The organism is Streptomyces bikiniensis, from assembly GCF_000716625.1.
GTDB classification, from domain to species: domain Bacteria; phylum Actinomycetota; class Actinomycetes; order Streptomycetales; family Streptomycetaceae; genus Streptomyces; species Streptomyces bikiniensis.
Map to the genome: position 1 here is coordinate 392,383 of NZ_JNXJ01000015.1, position 18,690 is coordinate 411,072.

16 protein-coding genes are annotated in these 18,690 nt (G+C 74.9%); 7 read left to right on the forward strand and 9 right to left on the reverse strand.

The window, feature by feature from the left end; translation table 11 throughout:
• Positions 1 to 37: 37 nt before the first annotated feature.
• Positions 38 to 2,032, reverse strand: coding sequence for a SpoIIE family protein phosphatase (locus OO47_RS14905; protein ID WP_324606512.1), 1,995 nt, complete (start codon positions 2,030 to 2,032; stop codon positions 38 to 40).
• Between the two features lie 325 nt (positions 2,033 to 2,357).
• Here OO47_RS14905 and OO47_RS14910 point away from each other — a divergent pair, with 325 nt between their 5' ends.
• Together OO47_RS14910 and OO47_RS14915 are read left to right on the forward strand one after the other, a co-directional pair.
• Positions 2,358 to 4,070 (forward strand): serine/threonine-protein kinase, encoded by a 1,713-nt coding sequence (locus tag OO47_RS14910; protein ID WP_267883693.1) that lies wholly within the window; start codon positions 2,358 to 2,360, stop codon positions 4,068 to 4,070.
• A 175-nt stretch (positions 4,071 to 4,245) separates the two neighbouring features.
• A complete protein-coding gene (locus OO47_RS14915; RefSeq protein ID WP_030214107.1) occupies positions 4,246 to 5,049 on the forward strand; it encodes a hypothetical protein in 804 nt (267 codons plus the stop codon).
• 54 nt (positions 5,050 to 5,103) lie between these two features.
• Here the strand turns inward: OO47_RS14915 and OO47_RS14920 are convergent, their stop codons facing one another.
• From OO47_RS14920 to OO47_RS14945, 6 genes are all read right to left on the reverse strand, one after another.
• Complete coding sequence (locus tag OO47_RS14920) at positions 5,104 to 5,937, reverse strand: cytochrome c oxidase assembly protein (protein WP_030214110.1); 834 nt, start codon at positions 5,935 to 5,937, stop codon at positions 5,104 to 5,106.
• The gene (locus OO47_RS14925; protein WP_030214115.1) at positions 5,937 to 6,497 is read right to left on the reverse strand and encodes a DUF2243 domain-containing protein; all 561 of its coding nucleotides are present in this window, start codon (positions 6,495 to 6,497) and stop codon (positions 5,937 to 5,939) included. The genes OO47_RS14920 and OO47_RS14925 overlap by 1 nt, the downstream gene beginning before the upstream one ends.
• Before the next feature lie 161 nt (positions 6,498 to 6,658).
• Positions 6,659 to 7,333, reverse strand: a complete 675-nt coding sequence (locus tag OO47_RS14930) for an isochorismatase family protein (RefSeq protein WP_078489667.1) — start codon at positions 7,331 to 7,333, stop codon at positions 6,659 to 6,661.
• 265 nt (positions 7,334 to 7,598) lie between these two features.
• Entirely contained in the window at positions 7,599 to 7,979 is a 381-nt protein-coding gene (locus OO47_RS14935) for an STAS domain-containing protein (RefSeq protein ID WP_051716030.1), read from the reverse strand.
• A 102-nt stretch (positions 7,980 to 8,081) separates the two neighbouring features.
• Positions 8,082 to 8,483 carry a nuclear transport factor 2 family protein gene (locus OO47_RS14940; protein ID WP_030214124.1) on the reverse strand — a complete coding sequence of 134 codons (402 nt, stop codon included), beginning with the start codon at positions 8,481 to 8,483 and terminating at the stop codon, positions 8,082 to 8,084.
• A gap of 98 nt (positions 8,484 to 8,581) precedes the next feature.
• Positions 8,582 to 9,994, reverse strand: a complete 1,413-nt coding sequence (locus OO47_RS14945) for an aminopeptidase P family protein (RefSeq protein ID WP_030214127.1) — start codon at positions 9,992 to 9,994, stop codon at positions 8,582 to 8,584.
• A gap of 182 nt (positions 9,995 to 10,176) precedes the next feature.
• Between OO47_RS14945 and OO47_RS14950 the strand changes: the two genes are divergently transcribed.
• Positions 10,177 to 11,163 (forward strand): helix-turn-helix domain-containing protein, encoded by a 987-nt coding sequence (locus OO47_RS14950; RefSeq protein WP_030214130.1) that lies wholly within the window; start codon positions 10,177 to 10,179, stop codon positions 11,161 to 11,163.
• Here OO47_RS14950 and OO47_RS14955 read toward each other — a convergent pair.
• Both OO47_RS14955 and OO47_RS14960 read right to left on the reverse strand, forming a co-directional pair.
• Positions 11,057 to 13,195, reverse strand: coding sequence for a prolyl oligopeptidase family serine peptidase (locus OO47_RS14955; protein ID WP_051716032.1), 2,139 nt, complete (start codon positions 13,193 to 13,195; stop codon positions 11,057 to 11,059). The two genes, OO47_RS14950 and OO47_RS14955, sit on opposite strands and share 107 nt — an antisense overlap.
• 49 nt (positions 13,196 to 13,244) lie before the next feature.
• Positions 13,245 to 13,787 carry a nitrobindin family protein gene (locus tag OO47_RS14960; protein ID WP_030214136.1) on the reverse strand — a complete coding sequence of 181 codons (543 nt, stop codon included), beginning with the start codon at positions 13,785 to 13,787 and terminating at the stop codon, positions 13,245 to 13,247.
• A gap of 851 nt (positions 13,788 to 14,638) precedes the next feature.
• Between OO47_RS14960 and OO47_RS14965 the strand changes: the two genes are divergently transcribed.
• The 4 genes from OO47_RS14965 to OO47_RS14980 all read left to right on the forward strand — a co-directional run bounded on the left by OO47_RS14965 (position 14,639) and on the right by OO47_RS14980 (position 18,634).
• A complete protein-coding gene (locus OO47_RS14965; protein WP_033209084.1) occupies positions 14,639 to 15,514 on the forward strand; it encodes an ABC transporter permease in 876 nt (291 codons plus the stop codon).
• Positions 15,487 to 16,218 carry an ABC transporter ATP-binding protein gene (locus tag OO47_RS14970; RefSeq protein ID WP_033209087.1) on the forward strand — a complete coding sequence of 244 codons (732 nt, stop codon included), beginning with the start codon at positions 15,487 to 15,489 and terminating at the stop codon, positions 16,216 to 16,218. Before OO47_RS14965 ends, OO47_RS14970 begins: the two co-directional genes overlap by 28 nt.
• A gap of 173 nt (positions 16,219 to 16,391) precedes the next feature.
• Entirely contained in the window at positions 16,392 to 17,423 is a 1,032-nt protein-coding gene (locus OO47_RS14975; protein WP_030214143.1) for an ABC transporter substrate-binding protein, read from the forward strand.
• Complete coding sequence (locus OO47_RS14980; RefSeq protein WP_030214146.1) at positions 17,423 to 18,634, forward strand: LLM class flavin-dependent oxidoreductase; 1,212 nt, start codon at positions 17,423 to 17,425, stop codon at positions 18,632 to 18,634. The genes OO47_RS14975 and OO47_RS14980 overlap by 1 nt, the downstream gene beginning before the upstream one ends.
• Positions 18,635 to 18,690: the final 56 nt, after the last annotated feature.

Sequence of the window (18,690 nt, forward strand, 5' to 3'; positions counted from 1 at the left end):
CCCGGCCCGACCGCGTACGGGCCGGGGACCGGCGGGCTCAGCGGAGGCTCCGGGCGACCAGGATCGCCACGTCGTCCTGGGCCGATCCCCCGAGCAGCCGGGCGAGGACCTCGTCGCACAGCGTGTCCAGGGGCCGGTCCAGGGGGCGGAGCGCGTGGGCGAGCTGCCCCATCCCCTGGTCGAGGTCCCGGTCGCGGGCCTCGACCAGGCCGTCCGTGTAGAGGACGAGCAGCCCGCCCGCGGTCAGCTCGACCTCCTCCGTGCCGAAGTCGTGGGCCCCCGTGCCCAGCGGGGTGCCCGGCGGCCCGTCGAGGAAGCCGACGGCCCCGTCCGGGGTCGCGACGACCGGGGGCGGGTGCCCCGCGCGGGCGATCGTCCAGCGGCCGGCGGCCGGGTCGTGGACCGCGTAGACGCAGGTCGCCATCTCGTCCTCGCCCAGGTCGGCCACGACCGCGTCGAGGGAGCGGAGCATCCGGGCCGGCGGGATGTCGTGGCGGGCCAGGGTGCGGACGGCGGTGCGCAGTTGGCCCATGACGGCCGCCGCGTGGATGCCGTGGCCCATGACGTCGCCGATGACGAGCCCGGTCCTGCCGCCCGGCAGGGCGATGGCGTCGTACCAGTCGCCGCCGACGTCGTGGGCGCTCGCGGGCAGGTAGCGGCCGGTGAGTTCGAGGCCGGTGACGGCGGGGAGCGCGTTGTTGGTGAGGGAGCGCCGGAGGGTGAGGGCGGCTTCCCGCTGGGTGGTGTAGAGGCGGGCGTTGTCGATGTTGAGGGCGGCGCGGGCCACGACCTCGTCGATGAGGACCCGGTCCTGGGCGTCGAAGGGCTCGCGGTCGCGCAGCCGGGTCACCGTGATCGTGCCGAGGACCTTGCCCCGGGCCACGAGGGGGACGAGTCGCGCCGAGCCGATGCGGGCGGCGAAGTAGGTGCGCAGCGGCTCGGCGCGCGGGCCGCCGAAGAGGGCCGGCAGGTCGGACGTGTAGAGGTCGGTGGGCCGCCCCTGGGCGACGGCCCGCTCGTACGCGGAGTCCAGCGGGATCTGGAAGGTCTGCCCCGGTGCCAGCTGGGACGTGGGGGCGGCCGGTTCGGGGAAGCGGGCGGCGAGCCGCCGCAGGACGCCCCGGGTGGAGGCGGCCGACTCGTCCGGCGCGAGGACCGACTCCAGCATCTGCACGTCGGCGGAGTCGGCGAGCTGGGGGACGAGGAAGCGGACGGCCTCCTCCGCCGTCCGCACGAGGTCCAGGGTGGTGCCGATCCGGGCGCCGGCCTCCGAGAGCAGGGCGAAGCGACGGCGGGCCCGCTCGATCTCGTCGTGCGCCTCCTGGCTCTCGGTGATGTCGACGAGGGAGGCGATGAGCCCCAGGGGCCGGCGGTCGGCGCGGTCGAGGAGCGGGGCGTACGAGCAGGACCAGAAGCGGTCGCGGTCCGGGTCTGCGGGGGTGCGGCCGACCCGGCGCGCGTCGACGACGGCGGTGCCGCTGTCGAGGACCCGGCGCATCAGGGCTTCGAGCGAGTCGGCGTTGACGCCGGGCACGACCTCGGTGAGGCGCCGGCCGACGTGCTCGGCGGCCGGGACGCCGTTCATCCGGGCCAGGGCGTCGTTGACGCGCAGGAAGCGCAGGTCGGGGCCGAGCAGGGCGAGGCCGATGGGCGACTGCGTGAAGAGGCTCTCCATCGCCGCCAGGTTCTCGCGCATCCGCAGGACCTCGGAGGTCTCCACGGCGATGAGCATCGCCCCCGTCCGCCCCTCCGGGTCGACGGCCGGCACGATCCACATCTCCATGGCGACCGTGTGGCCGTCGCGGTGGCGGACGGGCAGCGTGCCCATGATGGTCTCGCCCGCCTGGACGCGGAGGGTGAGCCGGTCGGCGAGCTCCCGGTTGGCGTCGGGGACCAGGAGCGGGGTGGCGAGCCGTCCGAGCACGTGCTCGGGGCGGTGGCCGAGGAGGTCCTGGGCGGCGAGGGACCACTCGACGATGCGGCCGTCGGCGTCCTCCCGCCAGAGGGCGATCGGCAGCAGCTCACGGAGCACGCCGGCGTCCCCCACGGCCGCCCGGGGCGGCTGCGGGACCCTGCTCGACGACTGGTGAGTCTCCAACGCATCGCCCTACGCCTCGGCCGGCCCCGGGGGGCACGATCCCTACCGGATCACCCTAACCGAGACATTGGCGGCGGGCGCTGCGCAGGCGGCCGTTCGATGTCCCGGGCCGGTGGGGGGCCGGACGTGACAGGTGCGGCCGGGAGCGGCGAAGATCTGCACGGACGCCTCCGGGCGGACCGGCGAAGCGGGCGGCGGACCGGCCGGGGGGCCGGCGCCGCTCCGAGGACCAGGGAACGACCCGAGTACAGGGGTGGGCGTGAGCAGAGTGATCGACGGCCGTTTCGAGCTGGTGGAGCGGCTGGGCGGGGGCGGCATGGGGACGGTGTGGCGCGCCCGGGACCTGGCCCTCCACCGCGACGTGGCGCTCAAGGAGGTGCGCCCGCCGGACCCGGCGATGGCCGAGTACGACACCGAGGGCGCCCGGACCCTGCGCGCGCGGGTGCTGCGGGAGGCCCGCGCCCTGGCCCGGATCGACCACCCCAACGTGGTGACGATCCATCACATCGTGGACGCGGGCGAGGGCACCTACCCGTGGCTCGTGATGGAGCTGGTCACCGGCGGCTCCCTCCAGGACCGCCTGGACCGGGGCACGATGGCCCCCACCGAGGCCGCCGTCCTCGGCCGCGAGCTGCTCTCGGCGCTGCGCGCCGCCCACGGCCTGGGCATCGAGCACCGCGACGTGAAGCCCGCCAACGTCCTGCTGCGGCCCGACGGGCGGCCGGTCCTCACCGACTTCGGCATCGCGGCGATCCGCGAGTCCACCGCCCTGACCGCCTCGGGCTCGATCATCGGCTCGCCGGACTACATGGCGCCCGAGCGGATCCGGGGCGGCGCGAGCGGCCCGGCGGCCGACCTGTGGTCGCTGGCCATGCTTCTGTACGTGGCGGTGGAGGGCCACCACCCGCTGCGCCGGGAGAACACCCTGGCGACCCTGGCGGCGGTCATCTCCGACGACGTGCCGCCCCCGGTCCGGGCGGGCGCGCTGACCGGCGTCCTGACCCGGCTGCTCGTGCGGGACCCGGCGACGCGCCCGGACGCGGAGGAGGTGGACCGGGCGCTGGCGGCCGTCGCGCCGGGAGCGCAGGGGGACGGCGGGACGGTACGGGACCGGGTGCCGGGGTTCGGGGCGCCGGAGACCGGCGGCGCGGACTCCGGGGGGACGACGTCGTTCCGGCTCGCGCCGCCGGCGGCGGGCGGTCCGGCGGGGCCGGCGGGGGTTCCGGTGGCGGGCGGTCCGGCCGGCTTCACCGGCGCGCCGCCCGCGACCGCGCCGGTGGCGGGCGGCGCCCCCGGGCGGCGCGGACGCCGGATCGTCGTGGCGGCCGCCGTGGCGGCGGTCCTGGCGGTGGGGATACCCGTCGCCGCCGTGAACTGGGACCGGGGCGCGGACGGGCGGGACGACGGGCCGACCGCCGCCCCCTCGCAGCAGGGCCCGGGCGCGCAGCGGCCCCCGGGATCCGCGGCGTCCACCGGGGCGCCCTCGAAGGAGCCCGCGGTGGAGGCGACCGCCGGGAAGCTCGACCTGCTGACGCCCGCCGGGGTCCGCACCGCCGTCGCCGCCGTCGAGAAGGCCTCGGGCGGCGCCAAGGTCAGCAGGTTCGTCGTGTACCCGGAGTACGCGACGGCCGAGGCGATGGTCGAGGGCAGCACGACGCGGTACGACCGGTACATGTACCGGGGCGGGGACGTGGCCGTCCGGGAGGGCCCCGGCGGCACCGCCTTCCCGGGCTCGGTCCCGGTCGACCTGGACACCTTCGCGTGGGACGCCCTGCCGACGCTCCTGAAGCGGGCCGAGAAGGAGCTGGGGGTGAAGGAGCCCGTCAACCGCTACCTGGTCGTCAGCCCGGCCTCGACCCTCACGAAGAGCGATCCCGAGATGAGCGTCTACCTCTCCGACACGTACGGGTCCGCCTATCTGGCGGCCGACGCGAAGGGACGGGTGACCGCCGTCCACCCCCGCGAGGACTGACGGCCGGAGGACCCCGGGGCCGGCGGCCGGTCGTCAGGGGCCTGAAGGCCCGGGTCCGCTCGGTGACGGCCCGTTCCGCCGGCAGGCACCCGATCGGGGAGGCCGTCCCGGCGCTGCGGGCGCGGGACGCCCGGCCGGCCCCGGTCGGCGGGGACGGGGCGGATGGGGTGGCGCGATGCCCCTGCCTGCCGACCGGACCGCCCTGGACCTGACGGACGCGCTCCTGGAGGCGCTCTGGGACGGGAGGGACCTCCCGCAGGGCCCGGACGTCCCCGTGGTCGAGGAGGGCGGCGAACCCGTCCGCCGGGTCCTGGACCGGCTCCGGCGGATACCCCGCGAGCCGGCGGACGACTTCGTCCGCCACGTCGGCACCCCGCTCATGGAGTTCCGCGGCCGCCGCTGCCCGTGGAACGCGGCGGCGCTGCGGCTGTTCGAGGACCCGTACGCCTTCGCGGCCACCGGCCCCCGGCGGCACGAGGACCGGGCGTACGACGTCCACGCCGTGATGTGCCGGTCGGTCCCCGACCCCCGGGGCTGGACCCACGTGGACGGGGACCGCTTCAACGGCGTCCGCCGCGCGCTGCCCTCGTACCCCTTCGATCCCCCGGCCCCGTCGGAGACGCCGGGCCGCCTCCACCCCCTGGAGACGGAGGAGGCGGTCGCCGCGCTCGCCGTCATGGCCGAGGAGTGGCAGGGGGAGACCGCCCCCGTCCGCTCCCGCCCGAACCGGGACGCCCTGCCGGCGGACGCCCGTACCCTGCTCGAACGGTACGGACCCGCGGCGCGCTACCGGACCGACGCGACGGCCGCCGCGACCGACCCGGCCCCTGACTTCCTGGCGGCGGGCCTTCAGGGCACGCGGACGCACGGGTTCCTGACCTCGGAGGGCCTCGACGGCCTGTACTTCTTCGAGGACCTGGGCGTGATCGCGGTGAGCGACGACGAGGTGGGCGTCTTCTGGTCGTTCGGGGCGTGCTGACGACGTCCGGAGGGGGCCGCCGGGGGATGCGGACGAGGTGGCGTCCGCTCGGTGTCAGGCGTGGGCCGTGGTCTCGCGGGGTGCGGCGGCTTCGCGGCGCTCGGCACGCCGGTTCTCGGGGCGCCAGGTGGAGACCAGGGCGGCGGCCAGCAGCAGCTCGGCGACGTCGCCGCCGTAGTACATGATCTCCGCGCCCGCCCGGACCTGGGGGACGGGGGCGTGGATGTCGACCCAGAAGCCGCCGTACATCAGCTGGGAGATGATCGCGTGGGCCGCGATGGCGATACCGAGGCAGACCAGTCGGACGCGCACTCCGGGCCGGGCGGGGGCGGGGTCGGGGCCGGCGATGACGTGGGCGAACAGGCATCCGGACAGCAGGAAGTGCGCGTGCAGCAGCCAGTGGGCCGCCGGAGTGCTCACGGTCGTGTTGTAGAGGGGGGTGAAGTAGAGGACCGCGAGGCTGCCGGTGGACAGTGCCAGCGCGACCGCGGGACGGGAGACCGCACGGGCGGGCGGGCTGTGCAGTACGGCGGTCAGCTGCCGTCCCCGGGCCGCGGGCAGGGTGCGCAGCAGGAGGGTGACGGGGGCGGCGAGGACGAGCGCGAGGGGCGCGTACATGCCGATGAGCATGTGCTGGACCATGTGGCCGCGGAAGTCCTCGTGCGCGAACGGGGCCACGGGCGGCAGCAGCGCCACGGCGAGCAGGAGGATCCCGCCCAGGAACCATCCGGTCCGCCACCGGCTCCAGCCCCGGACGGGGTTGCGGCGACGGGCCCGGCGTACGAGCAGGAGGTAGGCGACGGCAGTGGCCGACAGGACGAGCGCGGGCAGCAGCCACTCCAGGCCGCTGCCCGCGTCGTGCCCACGATCGTGCGTGTGGTGTTCCATCAGGTGCGCCGGCCCTCGCTCCCGGCGGGGGCGTCGGGGTCGAGGGGCCGGCCGCTGCGCTGGAGGAGGTGGCCGCCGGCGACCAGCAGGGCGCCCAGGACGAGGAAGCCGATGTCCCACCAGACCTGGCCGTCTCCCGCGTGGACGTGGTGGATGCCCAGGATGTGGTGGTCCAGGACGCCTTCGACGAGGTTGAACAGGCCCCAGCCGACGAGCATCCATCCCCACAGCACCCGGGAGGTCCACACCCGCAGCCGGTTGTGGGTGACGCGTGCGTACAGGACGGCCAGGCCGAGGAGGACCGCGAGCCAGCAGACGGTGTGGAAGATGCCGTCCCACAGGGTGTTCATCTCCAGGCCGGAGACGGTGTGGGGGTTGTAGTACTTCACCCCGATGCGGTCCTCGTTGGTGCTGGAGAGCATGTGGTGCCACTGCAGCAACTGGTGCAGCAGGATGCCGTCGACGAAGCCGCCCATGCCCACGCCGAGCACGATGCCCGGCAACCGGATGCTCGCCGGCGGTGTCGTGCCGGCTCGGGCCTCGCCCCTCGTGGTGACCATGGCTCGTCTCCGCTCCTGGTGACGGGTTCTGCCGGAAGATGCCTCAGTCGCACGTTCCCCTCTTCACGGCGCTCACGCGCGCGCGTCCTCCACTTGGCCCAGACCGTACGGTCACGTGCCGGCCGGTTTCGCGGGGGAAGCCGCTCACGGGCCCCGGGCGGTCAGGCCTCCCCGGGGCCCGTGAGCGCCTTCCCCGGGGCCGTGAACGCGACCCCGGCGGCCGGTACGGTGACCTCCGCGTCGCTGCCGAGGGAGTAGGCCGCCACCCGTGAGACCACCGCGGCCGGCACCGCGTCGGCGATCCCCGGCACCGCCGGGACGTCCTGGGTGGCGTGCGCGTCGTGGGGCACGACGACCCGGTAGTCGCGCTCCAGGGCCGTACGGGCCGTCGCCCGCACGCACATCTCCGACATCACCCCGCAGACGGCGACCGCCCGCACCCCCGCGTCGGCGAGGACGCGGCCCAGCGGCGTCCGCCGGAAGCCGTCGTCCTCGGGCTTGCGGATCACCAGCTCCCGGGGACCGGGCACCACGTGGTGGTGCAACTCCCATCCGGGGGTGCCGGGTTCGTCCTCCGAGCCGGGCGGACCGTCGTTCTGGAGGTGGACGACGAGCGCTCCGGCACGCCGGGCCCGGGCGATCAGGTCCGTCGTCCGGTCGACGAGCCGGTCCGCGTCGGGCACGGCCCCGTCTCCGGTGACGAACGCCGCCTGCACGTCCACGACGATCAGGGCGTCGACGGGCGGGGGCTCCACGGACGAGGCGTCGGCGGGCGGGGCCGCCACGGGCGAGGCGTCGGCGGGCGGGGCCGCCACGGGCTGCGCGCTGTCGGTCATCCCGTCATCCTCGCCCCCGCCCGCCCGTGTCGCTACGGGATTTCGTCCGGGCCGGCGCGCCTCCGAGAGGAGTTCCGCCCCCGGGAGCCGGTCGCACCGCGCGTGCACCTGCGCGTGCGGCATGGACCGGAACGGCGCCACGGTCCGCGCCGCGCCGGCCTTCACGTCGTACGGACCGGTCTCGCCCGGCTCGTCGGTGACGCCGGGCACGGGGCGGGAGGGCGTGGTCGACCGGACTTCGGACGCGCGGCGACCGCACCCCGGCCTATTCCGCCCGGCGGGTTCGCGCCCCGGAGGCCCCGGAGGCCGCCTCGGCGGGGGCCGCCTCCGGGCGGAGGAGGTCACCGAGCGCGGTCAGGCGGATGAGCCGGAGGATCCGCGGCTGGTCGCAGAGGAGCCGCCAGCGCGCGCCCCGTTCGCGCGTGCGCTCGGCGCAGCGGACGAGGAGGCCGAGTCCGGTGGCGTCGCAGAAGGTGAGTCCCCGGATGTCGAGGGTCAGGGCGTCGGACTCCCGGGCGAGGACGTCGAGTTCGGGGCGCAGGCGCCGCACCAGGACGAGGTCGAGCTCGCCCCGGAGGGCGGCGACGGTGTGCCCGCCGGACGAACGCGCTTCCAGATGTCGGCCTTGACGGGGGATCAGCTGCATCGACCTCTCCAGGGGGTGGTTCCACGTGTCACACAGAGCGTGACCACCTCTTACCCGGAGGGGACGTTTCGCCCGTCACGCAATCACCCGAATCGGGGAATATCAGGCCTGCTTCCCCGCGGCGGCCTCCTCCTGGATGCGGTCGAACTGGGCGCCCATGGCGGCGGCGAGCGCCTGGGCGGCGGAGAGCGGGCGGACCATGACGGTGAACTCGTCGATCCTCCCCTCCTCGTCGAAGTGGAGGAAGTCGCAGCCGTCGATCTCCTTGTCCCCGACCTTCGCGGTGAAGACGAGGGCGTGGTCGCGGCCGTCCGCGCCCTCGATCTCGCGGACGTACCGGAAGTCGGTGAGGACGCGGAGGACCCCGCGCAGGATCGCGGCGGTGAGGGCCTTGCCGGGGTACGGCTCGAAGGCGACGGGACTGGTGAAGACGACGTCCTCGGCGAGCAGGGCCTCGACGGCGTCGAGGTCGCGGTTCTCCACGGCGGTGCGGAACGGATGCACGGCGCGACTCCATAGGCAACTAGTTGAATAGGTGCGAGTGCAGCTAACCGTAGGGAGCGCGCCGTGTCCAGAGGCCCCGGGAGGAACCGGGAGGGCCGTCAGCCCGCCACCCGTGCCATCCACGCCTCGACCTCGTCCGCCGAGCGCGGCAGGCCCGCCGACAGGTTCTCGTGGCCGTCCTCGGTGACGAGCAGGTCGTCCTCGATGCGGACGCCGATGCCGCGCCACTCCTCGGGCACGGTCAGGTCGTCGGGCTGGAAGTAGAGGCCCGGCTCGACGGTCAGGACCATGCCCGGCGCGAGGACGCCGTCGACGTACTCCTCCGTGCGCGCCCGCGCGCAGTCGTGGACGTCCAGGCCCAGCATGTGGCCGGTGCCGGCCATGGTGAAGCGGCGCTGGAGCCCGAGGGCGTACGCGCGGTCCACCGGGCCCTCGACGAAGCCCCATGCGACCAGGCGGGCCGTCAGGCTGCGCTGCGCCGCCTCGTGGAAGGCGCGGTACGGCGCGCCCGGCCTCACCGCGGCCATCCCGGCCTCCTGCGCCTCGTACACGGCGTCGTACACCCGGCGCTGGACGGGGGTGAAGGTGCCGCTGATCGGGAGGGTGCGGGTGACGTCGGCGGTGTAGAGGGTGCGGGTCTCCACGCCGGCGTCGAGGAGGAGCAGGTCGCCGGGGCGCACCGGGCCGTCGTTGTCCGTCCAGTGCATGATCGTGGCGTGCTCGCCGGCGGCGCAGATCGAGCCGTAGCCGACGGAGTTGCCCTCCAGGCGGGCGCGGCGGAAGAAGGTGCCCTCGATCCAGCGCTCGGAGGAGGCGACCGCGCGGGAGAGCTCCGCGACGCAGTCGGTGAAGCCGCGCACGGTGGAGTCGACCGCCTTGCGCAACTCGCCGATCTCCCAGGCGTCCTTGACGAGCCGGAGGCCGCTCAGCGCCTCCTCCAGCTCCTCGTCGCGCTCCTCGTCGGTGGTGACGGCCGCTTCGAGGGCCGGGTCGACCCCCCGGACGATCCGGGTCGGGACGCCGGAGCCGGCGGCCAGGTCGTCGGCGGCGGTGCGGACGTCGCGGCAGGGCAGTCCGAGGACGGCGCCGGACTCGGCGAGGGAGGGACGGCGGCCCGTCCACAGCTCGGCCGTGTAGCCGAGCCAGAACTCGTCGTCCTCCCGGCTGTCGCGGGGAAGCTGGTAGCAGTACGCGTCGTGGCCGCCGTCCGCGCGGGGTTCGAGGACGAGGGCGCCGTCGCGGGCCCGGTCGCCGGTCAGGTGCACGTAGCCCGAGTACGGACGGAAGGGGTGGGCGTCGTCGTTGGAGCGGTACGTGAGGTTGCCCGAGGGGACGACCAGGCGCTCGCCCGGGAAGAGGGCGGAGAGCGCGGCGCGGCGGCGGGCCGCGTAGGGGGCCTGCTCGCCGGGTTCGAGCCCGTGCCGCTCGGTGTCCGCCCACCCCCTCCTCATCAGGGCGGAAAGCTCCTCGGAGACGCCTTCGTAGAGACCGTTCTTGCGACCCTTCGCCACGTCCTGCTCCTTCTTCCGAACCTTCGGGTTCTTCGAGTTCTTCGGGTTCTTCGGGGGGGGGTACGGCCGCCGGGCGTCGGCGGCCCCCGGACGGTACTGCGATCGGCGCCCGCCGGTGGCCGGGGTCCGCCAGTGGCACGGATCGGCCACGGCGGGGCGCGGCGGGAGCCGATAATGCGGGCATGGCGAACGACGCGAAGCTCGGTGAGGCGCTTCGGCTCCTGGGGATCGGGGAGGGGGCCCGGCGGCTCTATCCGCACCTCCTGGAGCTCGGACCCGCACCGCTGGAGGCGATCGGTGCGGCGGCCGGCCTGGCGGGCGGCGGGCTCGCGGCGGCGTACGGCGAGCTGGTCGACGCGGGCCTGGCGAGCGCGGTCGGGGACGGCGGGGACCCGGTGGCGCCCGTGCCCCCGGCCGCCGGTCTGGAGATCCTCGGCCGGCACCGGGCGGCCGAGCTGGACGAGTCCCGGATCACGGTCGGCGGGGCGTTCGAGGCGTTCCGGCGGCAGCGGCTCGCGGCGTACCACGACGACCTGGTCGAGGTGGTGACCGGGGAGGCGGTCGGGCCCCGGATGCGGCAGGCCTGGGCCAGCGCGCGGGAGCAGATCCGGCAGCTGGACTCGCCCCCGTACTTCCCGCTGCCGGGCGCCACCGACGACGCCCTCGCGACCCTGGCGCGCGGGGTGACGCAGCGGGTCGTCTACTCGCAGGCTTCCCTGGAGTACCCGGGGCAGCTGGAGGAGTCGATCGAGCCGTGCGTGGAGGCGGGCGAGCAGGCCCGGGTGCTGCCGTCGGTGCCGGTGAAGCTGCTGGTCATCGACGAGGCGTACGCGCTGGTGTCGCTCTCCATCCGGGAGGCCGACGTCCACAACAGCATGCTGGTCGTGCAGCCGTGCGGTCTGCTCTCGGCGCTCGTGGCGCTCTTCGAGCAGACCTGGCGGAGCGCGCTGCCCCTGCACGGCCGCTCGGTGCGGCCGGCGGGGCTGCTGCCCGCCGACCGCCGGCTGCTCCGGCTGCTCGCGGCCGGGGCGGGCGACGACGTCGTCGCCCGGGAGCTGGGGATCAGCCGCCGTACGCTCTTCCGCCGGATCCAGGTCCTGATGGCCCGGCTCGGTGCCGCGAGCCGGTTCCAGATGGCGCTCCAGGCGCAGCGCTCGGGGTGGTTGTGACGCCGCTCTCCGGTCCGTCCGCCTTCGTGAGGTTCTTCCACAGGAAGGCGTGCAGGAGGGCGCTGTTGTGGGCGGCCTGCTCGTTGTCCCCCGCGCCCGCGTGGCCGCCGCCGGTGTTCTCGTGGAACAGGACGGGGTGGCCGAGTTCCCGGAGCCGCGCTGCCGTCTTGCGGGCGTGGCCGGGGTGGACGCGGTCGTCGCGGGTCGAGGTCGTCAGGAGGACGGGCGGGTAGGCGCGGTCCGCCTCGATGCGGTGGTACGGGGAGAGGTCCCGCAGGTGCGGCAGGTCGGCCTCGTCGTCCGGGTCGCCGTACTCGGCGATCCAGGACGCGCCCGCGAGGAGCTTGTGGAAGCGGGTCATGTCGAGGAGCGGCACCTGGGCGACGATCGCGCCGAACAGCTCGGGGTACCGGGTGAGCATCGCGCCCATGAGCAGGCCGCCGTTGCTGCCGCCCACCGCGCCGAGCCGGTCCGGGGTGGTGATGCACCGGGCGACCAGGTCCTCGGCGACGGCCGCGAAGTCCTCGAAGGCGCGCGGCCGTTCGGCGCGGAGCGCGGCCTGGTGCCAGGCGGGGCCGTACTCGCCGCCGCCCCGGATGTTGGCGATGACGTGGGTGCCGCCGCGCTCCAGCCAGGCCCGGCCGCGTACGGCGTCGTAGGAGGGGGTGAGGGAGACCTCGAAGCCGCCGTAGCCGTAGAGCAGGGTGGGGCCGGGGCCGGTGGCGGAGTGGTCGGGGCCGATGACGAAGTACGGCACGCGCGTGCCGTCCCGGGAGGTCGCGAAGTGCTGCGCGACGCTCAGGCCGGTCGTGTCGAAGCGGTCCGGGGCCTGCTTGAGGACCTCCGCGTCCCCGCCGACGCTCCCCCGGTGGAGGGTGGAGGGCTGGAGGAACCCCGACACGTCGAGGAAGTACTCGTCGGAGACGTCCGGGTCCGTGTCGACGACGTCGACCGCGGAGAGGGGCGGGACGCCGACGAGGGGTTCGCGGCGCCAGGGGCCCTCGTCGGTCGGGGTGAGGACCTCGATGCGGGTGCCGACGTCGCGCATCGTCTCCAGGATCAGGTGGTGGCGGGTCCAGGAGTGCCCGGCGAGGGCGGTCCGCTCGTCGGGGACGAACAGGGCCTCGAAGGAGCGGTCGCCCGCGAGGAAGGCGTCGAAGTCGAACGCGAGGAGGGAGCCGCTCGGCTGCCCCAGCCACGCGGACCTCGGGGTGACGATCAGGTGTTGGCGGTGCGCGTAGGCGGAGGCGTCGTCGGGCACGTCGATCCGTACGGGGGTCCCGTCGGGCTCCAGGAGGTACGTCTCGCCGCGGAAGAAGTCCAGCGAGCGGCCGACGAAGTCCCGCTCGAAGCCGGGGGTGTCGTCGTGGTAGCCCCAGGCGGACACGTCCCCGGCCTCGGCCTCGAAGACCGTCGCGGCCTCTTCGAGGGGGGTGCCGCGCCGCCAGCGGCGGACCGTGCGGGGGTAGCCGGAGTGGGTCAGGGAGCCCGGTCCGGTGTCCGTGCCGACGAAGACGGTGTCGGCGTCGATCCAGTCGATCTGCGTCTTCGCCTCCGGCACCCGGAAGCCGTCCTCGACGAACTCCCTCGTTCTCAGGTCGAATTCACGGACCACCGCGGCGTCGGCGCCGTCCCGCGACAGCTCCACCAGGGCCCGGTCGTGGTCGGGCCGGAGCACGGACGCCCCGCCCCACACCCACTTCTCGTCCTCCTCGGCGGCGAGCGCGTCGACGTCGAGGAGGACCTCCCACTCGGGCTCGTCCTTGCGGTACTGCTCCAGGGTCGTGCGCCGCCACACCCCGCGCACGTGCTCGGCGTCCTGCCAGAAGTTGTAGAGGTGCGCGCCGCGCCGGACGGCGTACGGGATGCGGTCCGAGGCGTCGAGCACCTCCCGCAGGCGCTCCTTCAGCGGGGTGAACCCGGGGTCGGCGACCAGGGCCTCCGCAGTCTCGGCGTTCCGGTCGGCCACCCACGCGAGGGCGGCGTCGCCGGAGACTTCCTCCAGCCACAGGTACGGGTCGTCATCGCTCATTTCCGTATTGTGCGGGACCGGCGTCCGCGGCCGAAGGGGGCCTCCGGTCTCAGGCGGTCCGGTGGAGGCGCGCGCCCAGGTGGTGCTGGAGCGGCCGGCCGACGGCCGCCAGGTCGTGGACGAAGTCGAGCGTGTCCGGGTCGGCGAGGGTGTAGCGGCGGCGGGTGGCGTCGACCTGCTTCGCGGTGGGGGCCAGGGCGACCTGATGGGTGGCGAGGTCGACCGTGCCGCCGTCCGCGCGGCCGGTGGAGAGCTCCGCGATGCCGGTGGGCTGGGTGATCAGCGCCTCGACGCGCCCCTCCGGCTGGAGCCGCCACCAGCCGCTCTCCCGCGCGGAGGGGCGCAGCGGGGTCCCGTCCCCGTCGACCAGCCAGGCGCGCGCCTCGTAGTGGAGGAAGGGCCGCCCGTCGTGGCTGAGGACGACCTCCTGCTCGTACGCGAAGTCCTCACCGAGCGACGGGTACCCGCCCCGCCCCCGGCCCCTCCAGACCCCCAGCAGCCCGAGGACCGGCGCGAGCAGCGGGTGCGGCGCGGGCCCCTCGTCCGGGCGGAGGGCGTCGGGGTAGGGGTGCTGCCGGTCGCGGTCGGTCATGGGGTGTGCTCCTGGGAGGGGTGGGCGGTGACGGGCGCCGGGTGGCGGCCGGAAGGCCGGCGGGGCGCCACGGCCGGGCGCGGATCGCCCGCGCACCGTAACCCGTGCGGCCGGTGCCGTGCGCGGGCGGCACGCGGAGGTGGTGCGGGGCGGCGGGGTCGTCCGTGCGGAACGACGCAGCGGGACTCCGCCTCTCCTCCCGAGCGGAAGATTCTGTGCGGTCGGCCCGCCACGGTCACCCGGATCGCGCCGTAGGGCTCCCGCCGCAGCTCGACGGTCGCGTTCTCGCGGCGGCCCTCCTCGTCCGGCCCGTCCGTCCGCCGACGTCCACAGGGCGCCGACGGGCTGCCCGTGGAGGGCGCCGAAGGGCCCGCGGCCCGAGGCGATGTGGCCGCCGGTGACGGCACTCATCCCGTTGACGGACTGCCGCGAATGCCGCAATCGGCGCCGGGCCGTGCTCGGGCGAGGGCCGGGCGCGGGGCACGGACACAGCCCGTTCCGGGCCTCGGGACGGCGCGTCCACTCCCCGAGACAACCGTTGACCCGCCGCGAGGCGGCCGCTACGTTCGCGCCATGTTGCGTACAGCCCTGCTCACCACGTGCGGTCACATCGACCTGCTGCGGGTGGCCTCCGCCGCGTGTCGTCGCGGCCGCTGACGCCCTTTCACCGCCCTTCGCACTCCTGACCGCGTTCCTCTCGCTTCCTCCGACGCGTTCTTCGTGCTCCTGACGCCCTGATCGCCGTGTGCGCGGCCGCTCCGCGCCCACGGACGCCGACGCGTACCCCGCCGCCCTTTCCCTCCCCTCCCTTTTCTCTCTTTCCTCCCTTCCCCCTTTCCCCGGAGTCCGTCATGACGGTCGACCATGCCCCACCTCCCACGGCCCCTTCCGCGCCCGACATATCGGTTCTGCCCGATGCGAAGGTCGAATCCCTCACTCCCGCACGGGGGCCGGGACGCGGCTTCTCCGTCCCCCGCTGGCTGCGACGGGCCGTCGGGCCGGTGCTGCTGCTCCTCCTCTGGCAACTGTCGAGTGCGGCGGGGGTGCTGCCGGCGGACGTGCTCGCCTCGCCGGGGACCATCGCGCGGGCGGCCGGCGAGCTGATCGTGGACGGCACGCTGCCGCACGCGATGGGGGTCTCGCTGCGGCGGGTCGCCGTGGGGCTGCTGCTCGGCGGGGCGGTGGGGATCACCCTCGCCCTGGTGTCCGGGCTCTCGCGGCTCGGCGAGGACCTGGTCGACGCCCCCGTGCAGATGCTGCGGACGGTGCCCTGGGTCGGTCTCATCCCGCTGTTCATCATCTGGCTGGGCATCGGGGAGGCCCCGAAGGTCGCGCTCATCGCCCTGGGCGTCGCCTTCCACCTCTATCTGAACGTGTACGCCGGGATCCGGGGCGTCGACGCCCAACTGGTCGAGGCCGGCGAGTCCCTGGGGCTCGGCCGGTGGGGCCTGGTCCGGCACGTCGTCCTGCCGGGCGCGCTGCCCGGCGCCATGACCGGACTGCGGTACTCCCTCGCCACCGCCTGGCTGGCGCTCGTCTTCGGCGAGTCGATCAACGCCGACGCCGGAATCGGCTTCCTCATGAACCAGGCCCGGGAGTTCTTCCGCACGGACGTGATCGTCGTCTGCCTGGTCGTCTACGCCTTCCTCGGCCTGCTCGCCGACGCCCTCGTCCGCACTCTCGAAAGGCTGCTGCTGCAATGGCGACCGACCTTCACCGGGCAGTGACCGTTCAGGGCCTCACCCGCTCCTTCGACGGGCGTCCCGTGGTCGACGGGCTCGATCTGACCCTCCACGCCGGGCAGTTCACCGCGCTGCTCGGGCACAGCGGCTGCGGCAAGTCGACGCTGCTGCGCGTCCTGGCCGGGCTCGACCGGGAGATATCCGGCACCGTGCTCGTCCCGCGCCGCCGCGCCGTCGCCTTCCAGGCGCCCCGCCTCATGCCCTGGAAGAGGGTCTGGCGCAACGTACTGCTCGGCCTGCCGGGCAAGCCGGACCGGGAGGTCGCGGAGAGGGCCCTGGCCGAGGTGGGCCTCGGCGAGCGCTCGGGCGCCTGGCCGAAGACCCTCTCCGGCGGCGAGGCCCAGCGCGCCTCCCTCGCGAGGGCGCTGGTACGGGACCCGGACCTGCTGCTGCTCGACGAGCCGTTCGGCGCGCTCGACGCGCTCACCAGGATCAAGGCGCAGCGCCTGGTGGCCGAGCTGTGGCAGCGGCGGGGCTGCACGGTCCTGCTCGTCACGCACGACGTGGACGAGGCGCTGCTGCTCGCGGACCGCGCCCTGGTGATGCGGGACGGGGTCATCGCGTACGACACCGCCGTCGATCTGGACCGGCCCCGCTCCCCCGGCGATCCCGCGCTGGCCGCGCTCCGCACCTGCCTGCTCGCCGAACTCGGCGTGGAGGAGGGCGATGTCGCGGAGAAGGCGGCCTGACCCCGGCACGTGCCCCCGACCCCGTACGCGTACCCGGCCCCGTACGCGCCCCCGGCTTCCCTACGTACACCCGACCTCCGTACGTACATCCGCCCCCGTACCCCCCCCTACGCGCCCCGACCATCCGCACCCACCCCCGACTGCCCGAACGCACCTCCCGAGGAGAGGAAACCGTGAAGTCCTTCCGCCCGTCCCTCGCCGCCCTGCTCCTGCCGCTGGCGCTGCTCGCCTCCGCCTGCTCCGGCGCCTCCGCGGCCGGCGAGGCCTCGAACACCGACGGCAAGGGCTCCCTCGTCCTGAACGTCGGCGACCAGAAGGGCGGCGCCGAGGCCCTGCTGCGCGCCGCCGGTGAGCTCGACGACCTGCCGTACCGCGTCACGTGGTCGACGTTCACCTCCGGTCCACCCCTCCTGGAGGCGGTGAACGCGAAAGCCGTCGACATCGGCTCCGTCGGCAACACCCCGCCCGTCTTCGCCGCCGGCGCCGACTCGAAGATCACCGTGATCGCCGCGACCCACGGCGACTCGGCGGGCGAGGCGATCCTCGTCCCGAAGGACTCGCCGCTGCGCACCGCGCGCGACCTGAAGGGGAGGAAGGTCGCCGTCGCGCAGGGCAGCTCCGCCCACTTCCAGCTCGTCGCCTCCCTCGCGAAGGCCGGCCTGAAGCCGTCCGACGTCCAGGTCACCCTGCTCCAGCCGGCCGACGCCCTGGCCGCGTTCACCACCGGCAAGGTGGACGCCTGGGCGGTCTGGGACCCGTACACCTCCCAGGTCCTGCTCGGCGGGAAGGGCCGGGTCCTGACCGACGGACGCGGGCTCGTCAACGGCCTGGGCTTCCAGGTCGCCTCCCCCTCCGCGCTCGCCGACCAGGAGAAGGCGAAGGCGATCGGCGACTTCGTCGAGCGGCTGCGCCGCGCCCAGGACTGGGTGTTCGAGCACCCCGAGGAGTGGGCGAAGGTCTGGGCGAAGGAGACCGGCCTGCCGTACGAGGTGGCGCTCGCCGCCGTGAAGCGCAGCAACGGCACCCGCATCCCGGTCGCCCTCGACGGGGCGGCCATCGCCTCCGAGCAGCAGATCGCCGACACCTTCGCCGAACTCAAGCTGATTCCGCGGAAGTTCCGCTTCGCGGACTACGTGGACACCCGTTTCAACAAGGACCTGCCGCCGTCGACCACCGCGGCGCGCAGCTACGGAAAGGCCTCCTGATGAGCGTCCACCTGCACTGGTTCCTGCCGACCGGCGGCGACGGCCGGACCCTCGTCGACCGGCACGCCTACACGGACGGCGGGATCACCCGGAACCGGACCGTGTCCGGGGTGCGCGCGCCCGACATCGACTACCTGGTCCAGATCGCCAAGGCGGCCGAGCAGCTGGGCTTCGAGGCGGTGCTGACCCCGACCGGCACGTGGTGCGAGGACGCCTGGCTGACCACGGTCGCGCTCGCCCAGCACACCGAGCGGCTGAAGTTCCTGGTGGCGTTCCGGCCGGGGGTGATCTCGCCGGTGCTCGCGGCCCAGATGGCGTCCACGTACCAGCGGATCACCCGGGGCCGGCTCCTCCTGAACGTGGTGACCGGCGGCGACTCGGCCGAGCAGCGCCGCTTCGGCGACCACCTGGACCACGACCGGCGGTACGCGCGCACGGCCGAGTTCCTGTCGGTGGTGCGGGGCGTGTGGAGCGGGCGGCCGTACGACTTCGAGGGCGAGCACTTCCACGTCGAGGGCGGGCTCACGGCCCTGCCGCCGGACCCGCTGCCCGAGATCTTCTTCGGCGGCTCGTCCGAGGCGGCCGGGCCGGTGGCGGCGGAGCACGCGGACGTGTACCTGACGTGGGGCGAGCCGCCGTGGCAGGTGAAGGAGAAGATCGACTGGATCCGGCGGCTCGCGGAGGAGCGCGGCCGGACGGTCCGGTTCGGCATCCGGCTGCACACCATCTCCCGGGACTCGGCCCGCGAGGCCTGGGCGACCGCCGACCGGCTGCTGTCCGACCTCGACGCCGAGACGGTCGCCGCCGCGCAGGAGCTCCTCGGCCGCAGCGAGTCGGTGGGCCAGCAGCGGATGCTGGCGCTGCACCAGGGGGGTGCGCTCGACCGCGACCGCCTTGAGATCTCGCCGAACCTGTGGGCGGGCGTGGGCCTGGTGCGGGGCGGGGCCGGGACCGCGCTCGTCGGCAGCCACGCCGACGTCGCGGACCGGATCGAGGAGTACCACGACCTCGGGGTGGAGCACTTCGTGCTGTCGGGCTACCCGCACCTGGAGGAGGCGTACTGGTTCGGCGAGGGCGTGACGCCGGAGCTGGCCGCGCGCGGACTCCTCCCCTCTCCCCCGTCCCCTCCGCTCCTCGGCGTCCCGGCGGCGAACGGCCGCCCGGCCTCGGCCCCGGGCGGCGCCCCGCTGCTCGTGCCGGGCGGCCGGTAGGAACCGGCGGCGGCCGGCGGCCGGTGGGGGCCGCCGGCGGGGCGGGGGCGCGGGAA

Coding starts and splice junctions, on each gene's coding strand:
- OO47_RS14915 (WP_030214107.1), top strand. CDS start 4,246: ATGCCCCTGCCTGCCGACCGGACCGCCCTGGACCTGACGGACGCGCTC.
- OO47_RS14920 (WP_030214110.1), bottom strand. CDS start 5,937: ATGGAACACCACACGCACGATCGTGGGCACGACGCGGGCAGCGGCCTG.
- OO47_RS14925 (WP_030214115.1), bottom strand. CDS start 6,497: ATGGTCACCACGAGGGGCGAGGCCCGAGCCGGCACGACACCGCCGGCG.
- OO47_RS14930 (WP_078489667.1), bottom strand. CDS start 7,333: ATGACCGACAGCGCGCAGCCCGTGGCGGCCCCGCCCGCCGACGCCTCG.
- OO47_RS14935 (WP_051716030.1), bottom strand. CDS start 7,979: ATGCAGCTGATCCCCCGTCAAGGCCGACATCTGGAAGCGCGTTCGTCC.
- OO47_RS14950 (WP_030214130.1), top strand. CDS start 10,177: ATGGCGAACGACGCGAAGCTCGGTGAGGCGCTTCGGCTCCTGGGGATC.
- OO47_RS14955 (WP_051716032.1), bottom strand. CDS start 13,195: ATGAGCGATGACGACCCGTACCTGTGGCTGGAGGAAGTCTCCGGCGAC.
- OO47_RS14960 (WP_030214136.1), bottom strand. CDS start 13,787: ATGACCGACCGCGACCGGCAGCACCCCTACCCCGACGCCCTCCGCCCG.
- OO47_RS14965 (WP_033209084.1), top strand. CDS start 14,639: ATGACGGTCGACCATGCCCCACCTCCCACGGCCCCTTCCGCGCCCGAC.
- OO47_RS14970 (WP_033209087.1), top strand. CDS start 15,487: ATGGCGACCGACCTTCACCGGGCAGTGACCGTTCAGGGCCTCACCCGC.
- OO47_RS14980 (WP_030214146.1), top strand. CDS start 17,423: ATGAGCGTCCACCTGCACTGGTTCCTGCCGACCGGCGGCGACGGCCGG.